This window comes from Paenibacillus sp. 01L418, assembly GCF_056400045.1.
The window spans coordinates 1-5579 of the sequence record NZ_JBFTSN010000415.1 but is presented as its reverse complement, the minus strand read 5'-3'; the positions used below and the strand labels follow the sequence as shown (position 1 = coordinate 5579).

Below are 5579 nucleotides of genomic sequence, written 5' to 3'. Positions count from 1 at the left end.
GTGTAGTGTCGTAATCGATGCTCTATTCATTAGGGCAAGTTGCCTTCGCAAATGCTCCGAATCGGGTTGCTTTTCCAATTCAAGCTCTAAAGCGTTTCGAATCCTATCCTTCATTTCCGCTGCAGCCGCCTTCGTAAAGGTTGCAACGAGCAGACGGTCAACATCGGCGTTCGCTGATATTTTACGGATGATTCGCTCAACGAGAACGGCTGTTTTACCAGAACCCGCTGCAGCAGCTACAAGGATGTTCGAGCCGCTTGTAACGATTGCATCCCATTGATCATCGGTCCATGTACTATTTTCCGGCTTGGGCGAATCCTTTGCAGTGTGCATCATCCATTACTCCCCCTCTAGCTGCTGCCATATATGTTCCTTAGAAGGTTTGCTCAGCTTTCTATACTCATTTCCGTCGAACTGAGCATCAAACTGACAAACCGCTTTATAATCGCAATACTGACAAGGTGTTTTTGTTCCGATACGATAAGGCTCAATTGAAACATCACCCGACTGTATCGAGCTGCCAATTCGGCTGATTGTATTTCTAACAGAATGGCGAAGCACATCCCATTGTTCATTCGAGACGACCGAAGAGCTGCTATAAAAGCTTCCATCCCGCTTCAAAGCAACGGGCAGCAGCTCTGAATAGCCAGTGTCCAGCTCATCGTCCATCAGTCTAACGGTTTCCGAATCAGCCGTAACCAGTCCACGCATTTTGAATCGCTTTAAGAGCTGACCGTTTGCTTCAGCAGGGCTAATGCTGTTGGTCAGCGCCAGAATTGGATTATGCACATGAAAATAAAGTACACCGGCCGGAGAAGCAGGTCGACCAAGCCATGCCGATGCATGTGTAACCAGTACATCCAAATAAGTCAGCATCTGCAGGGAAAGCCCATGGGCAACTTCTTCAAGTCTAAGATGCGTCGAACTCGATTTGTAATCAAGCACACGCAGCAGCAGACCTTCCTCCGTTTCTGCAGCATCAACACGGTCGATCCTGCCGATAATCTCTATCTCACCGCCAGCCTCAAGCGGAATGCGGAGTGCCGGCAGCTTCCCATCAGGGCCAAAATCGACCTCGGTGCCTACAGGATGGAATTGCGCCCTTCGCGCATGTTCACCCAGCATAAGCGCTGCTTGGCCAACAATTTCCTTCAGCTTGCGAGCGATATATTGAAAACGACTGCTGCTTAACAAGATTTGTGATTGCAGCTTAGGAACCAAATCATCGACCGTTTGCGAGACGACCGCCTTAAGCTCCGCTTCCGATGTTTTTCCCCAGCGTCCTCCAAAGCTCGTCGCCACCTTACTTAGAGCAGCGTGAAACAATTGACCAACATCAGGGGCATCCAGCCGGTAAAGCTTTCTTTCCCTCAGCTTTAGGCCGTGTATGGCAAAATGCTGAAATGGACACGATACGAACCGTTCCATGCGCGATACACTAACTTGCAGCCTCGCTCCATAAAGCTCTCGCGCTGTATCCTTAGAAAGGAACTGCTCTTGGTTCTCATAAGTTAAGGAGCTTGTCAGCAGCTGAAGCTTCTGCTGCCACTCCGGTCGAACCGCGTACCAATTGTATAGATCCCACCAGAAAGGCGCAATATCTGCTCCCTGCTGCCATTTCCGAATAGCTCCGATCAAATAGGACATCGTACGCTGCGGCTGCGATACGAACTTTCTTTGCTCGGACAATGGCAAGCTTGGCGATGGCTCTGCCGCGATACTTTGAACGGCTATGCCCGGGAACAACTGACGGACATGCCTTACAATCTCCGAAGGCAGCAAGCTTTTCCCTTCCTCGTCGGCTTGTGCCCAGCTAAGCCATAAATGCTTGCTTGGCGTGGTCAATGCGTTATAGATCATAAATCGCTCATCAAGCAGGCGCCTGCGCACCCCTGGCGCCATTACGATTCCATCATCAGCCAAACGTTCCCGTTCCGATTCGGTAAGAATGCCGTCTTCTTTCACACGCATCGGCATGATGCCATCATTTGCGCCCAATACATAACATACATGTATATGCCCCGACCTTGTTCGGTCCATGCTGCCGATCAATACTTGATCCAGCGCTGGAGGTACCGCAGCAAGCTTCAAGCTGTCAAGCCCCGCCTCAATCATGCCGGCGAACAATTCTGGTGTTACGGTCTGTTTTCCAGCCAGTTCAACTAATTGATCCAAAAGCTGCATGACACTGTCCCAAAGCTGCTTGTGGCTTCTTGCTCTTTGTGTTTTCCCGGCTCCAGTATCTTGAATGCTCCAGCGCTCGAGCTTATCTGCTGCTTCGGATTCATCGAGCAAACGATATAAAGCCTCGCACATCCCTTGAACATTTTCGGCCTTATTCAGTGCATCAGAGAAGCGGCGAAGAGGAGGAACAACAACCTCTCTGGCAGCAAGTACGATATTGAATTCACGCTGCGCCTTTTCGCTGATTTTGGTCTCTATATCCTCGTCATCATCAAGCGAAACAGGAACTAACGGATGCCAACGCTTATTGTCAAGCCATTTCCAACCATCAATCCCTGCAGCGAGCGCATAGTTTTCCAGCATATCGAACCAATCTCTAGGCAAACTTCCGTCAACCTTGAACAACATCTCCGTCTTAATGCAGCGGAACACCGCATCGTATCGCCAGCCAAACAAGACGGTTTCAAGCGCAGACCGAATAAACTCAACCAATGGATGATGGATGGCCTTCTCCTTCTGATCGACAAAATAAGGAATGCCGTAATCAGCAAAGACTAGTCCGATATAGTCGGTATAATCCTCTGCATTACGTACCATAACCGCAATATCCCGCCAGCGCAGCCCTTCTTTACGTGCTCTGCGAACGATATCGCGTGCAACGGCCTCAACCTCGGCACGTCGATTCGCAGCGGCATGCAACGATAAGCCGCAGCGAGCATCTTCTGCGTCCAATATCGTTTTGTCAGCGATAAGCATCGGTATTCTCTCGCTATAATGCTTCTCAAGATGAGCAAGCATTGGACTGCTTTTAAACCGAACAGGAGGAATTTCGTCTAGCAATATGGGAGAATCGACCTCAACCTCATATTGTGCAGCCAGCTCCATCAGCTTATTGTAGGTTTCTGCTGTTGGATGAAACAGATCTAGTTCATGCGGCAGCTCGCCTATTCCATAAGTTCTGTTTAGTGTAAGTGTGACCGTCACCTGAGCGGATGAACCGATCAACGTTCCTAGCGCTTCGTATTCCGTTGGCGTAAATCCATAAAATCCATCCACCCATATATGCGCGCCGTTCATAGCAGAGGCATTAGCAAAACCATTTTGCAAATAACGCAAATAATCCTCGGCGTCAATATACATGCCCGCGAGTTCCTGCTCCATCTGACTATAAATGAGCTGCAAATCATGCAGCTTGCGCTTTAGCAATGTTGATTGGCCTGCTTCTGCCTTAGAAGCGTCCTGCTTGTCCTGTAAGAGCTCGGAATCTATTCCGTACCTTTTCCACTCTGTTAGAAGCTCAGCAAGCCTATCGATGAATCCAGGCTGTTCCGCACCGTTTTGAAACAGCTCAAGCTGCTTTCCTAGCCGATGTACGATCTTGTAGAGAAGCATATGCTTCCCCGTATCGTTAATCGGAACGAGCGCCGTTCCGCCCGTCTCCTGCATGACCCGAAAGGCAAGGCGCCGAAAGCTAAGCGCCTGTGCCCTGATCGTCCCGTTTAATTCACCGCTCTGCAGCAGCGCATATTCGGTTTGAAAAGTAGCCTGTTCCGGCACAAGCATGACGAGCGGCGGTCCGTCCGGTTGATCGCGCAGCTGCTTTCTTATTTCATTCAAGCAATAGGATGTTTTTCCGGCTCCCGAACGCCCGATGACAAAGCGAAGCGACATGTGCAACTCTCCCGTCTATTCGTTTAAATCAATTATTTGCTTCGTACTTCAAATATTGCGAATTTCAAGTAATGTCCTTCATTCACGCCGAGCAGCTGAGGATGATCCTTGCCTGCCGCGCGCCATTCAACCAAACGAAGAAGCTTGCCTGCATCTACAGCCGCTTCTTGGATCGTTTCCAGAAACAGCTCAGGACGCATATGATACGAGCAGCTTGCCGTAACTAAATATCCGCCCTCATTCACAAGCTTTAAGCCTTGTAAATTGATATCTTTGTAGCCGCGGCATGCGCCTGCTACTGCGCTCTTCGTTTTTGCAAATGCCGGCGGATCAAGAATAACAACATCCCAGGTCCGCCCCGCTCCGCCTTCCATCTTCTTAGACGTATCTACGCCGCCAAGAGCGCGCTGTTTTCTCTCGTCGAGCCCTTTCACTTGAACGCGCAAATAATCGAAAGCGTCTGCGACAACAAACTCGACCCGATCGGAGTACCCGTTGCGCTCAACGTTGCGCTTTGCGGTTTCGATGGCGTGCTCCGAAACATCCAAGCATGTTACTTTCTTGGCGCCATATTTGCAAGCATGCAGTGTGAAGCTTCCTGTATGGGCAAAACATTCAAGCACCGATGCGCCATCCCAGAAAGGAAAAGTGACCACTTTGCCATTCGCGTTCACCGGCACTAAATCGGATGTACCAGATGATTTACTTACAACGCTTGCCTCGGTTGGAATAGAGCCTGATTCCAGTGCTTCACGCTCTACGAGATGAATACCGCTCCGGCCTCCCCAGCCTTTCATAAGCGGAGCAATGGCAGCACGGTTTTCACGTTGATCGAAGAAATAGCCTGTTTTCTGGCCTTCAACAATATCAACCTCAAGCTTCAAGCCATTTTCCTCAATTTCAATAATGGATGGGCAATCGCCGTAAAGCACGCCCGTCCGCTCTTCCAATCCTTCAAGCACTCGAACACCTACATCACTGCGCTCATAGATGCCGACAGGCTGAAATACGTCAATCAACGCCTCAATCAGCGCTTCTCTTCTTACATCCATCCCAAGAGTCAAAAGCTGAAGCACCAGCACATGGTTGAAACGGTCAACAACAAGCCCAGGAAGAAAATCCGCTTCCCCGTAAACTAAGCGGCAATCGGCATCCGCAACGAAGCGACGGCGATGCTCTTGACACTGACGAAGGCGATCACGGAAAAAGCTTGCATCCATCGCAGCGATTGGCGTATGTGCAACGATTCTTACTGTAATTTGTGATTTTGGATTCCAATAGCCTGTTGCTAAATAACGTCCTTGATGGTTAACAACATCAACCAAATCACCCGGCTCTGCATTGCCTTCCAAACGATCAATTTCTGTCGCATAGACCCATGGATGTCCTTGCTCCAGCCTCTTTTTCCTTGCTTTTAGAAGAAATATTTTTGGATTGCTCACGTTTATCTCGCTTCCCCTCATTGGACTTGCTAGTCATGCTTGTCTTGCTTGCAGCATATGTATATTTACGAATCAAAACTTGAAATAAATAATAAGGAGTCCAAACCATGGTTCAGACTATACTCATTCCAATGCTGCTTGGGTTTTCTGTTTTCATGTGCGGCATGAAGCTGATGGAGCTGGCGCTGCATCGATTAGCCGGTCCGTATTTGACCGGAATCCTAAAACGATCAACCGCAACCCCGATTCACGGACTAGCAATCGGAACGGTCACAACTGCTT

3 protein-coding genes and 1 pseudogene are annotated in these 5579 nt (G+C 49.3%); 1 reads left to right on the top strand and 3 read right to left on the bottom strand.

Features of this window, described 5'->3' with window-relative positions; genetic code table 11:
- From AC1DSE_RS29165 to AC1DSE_RS29155, 3 genes are all read right to left on the bottom strand, one after another.
- On the bottom strand, positions 1 to 336 hold a 336-nt coding region (locus AC1DSE_RS29165; protein ID WP_477528620.1), incomplete at its 3' end, for a UvrD-helicase domain-containing protein.
- Between the two features lie 3 nt (positions 337 to 339).
- Positions 340 to 3855, bottom strand: coding sequence for a helicase-exonuclease AddAB subunit AddB (addB, locus tag AC1DSE_RS29160; protein WP_477511361.1), 3516 nt, complete (start codon positions 3853 to 3855; stop codon positions 340 to 342).
- A 32-nt stretch (positions 3856 to 3887) separates the two neighbouring features.
- Positions 3888 to 5297, bottom strand: coding sequence for a class I SAM-dependent rRNA methyltransferase (locus tag AC1DSE_RS29155; protein ID WP_477511360.1), 1410 nt, complete (start codon positions 5295 to 5297; stop codon positions 3888 to 3890).
- Between the two features lie 107 nt (positions 5298 to 5404).
- On the opposite strand from AC1DSE_RS29155, the pseudogene AC1DSE_RS29150 reads away from it, so the two are divergent.
- A pseudogene (locus AC1DSE_RS29150) lies at positions 5405 to 5579 on the top strand (Na/Pi cotransporter family protein); the annotation flags it as partial.

What these genes read in the sequence shown, in the direction of transcription:
- addB (WP_477511361.1), bottom strand. Translation starts at nt 3,855, where the DNA reads ATGTCGCTTCGCTTTGTCATCGGGCGTTCGGGAGCCGGAAAAACATCC.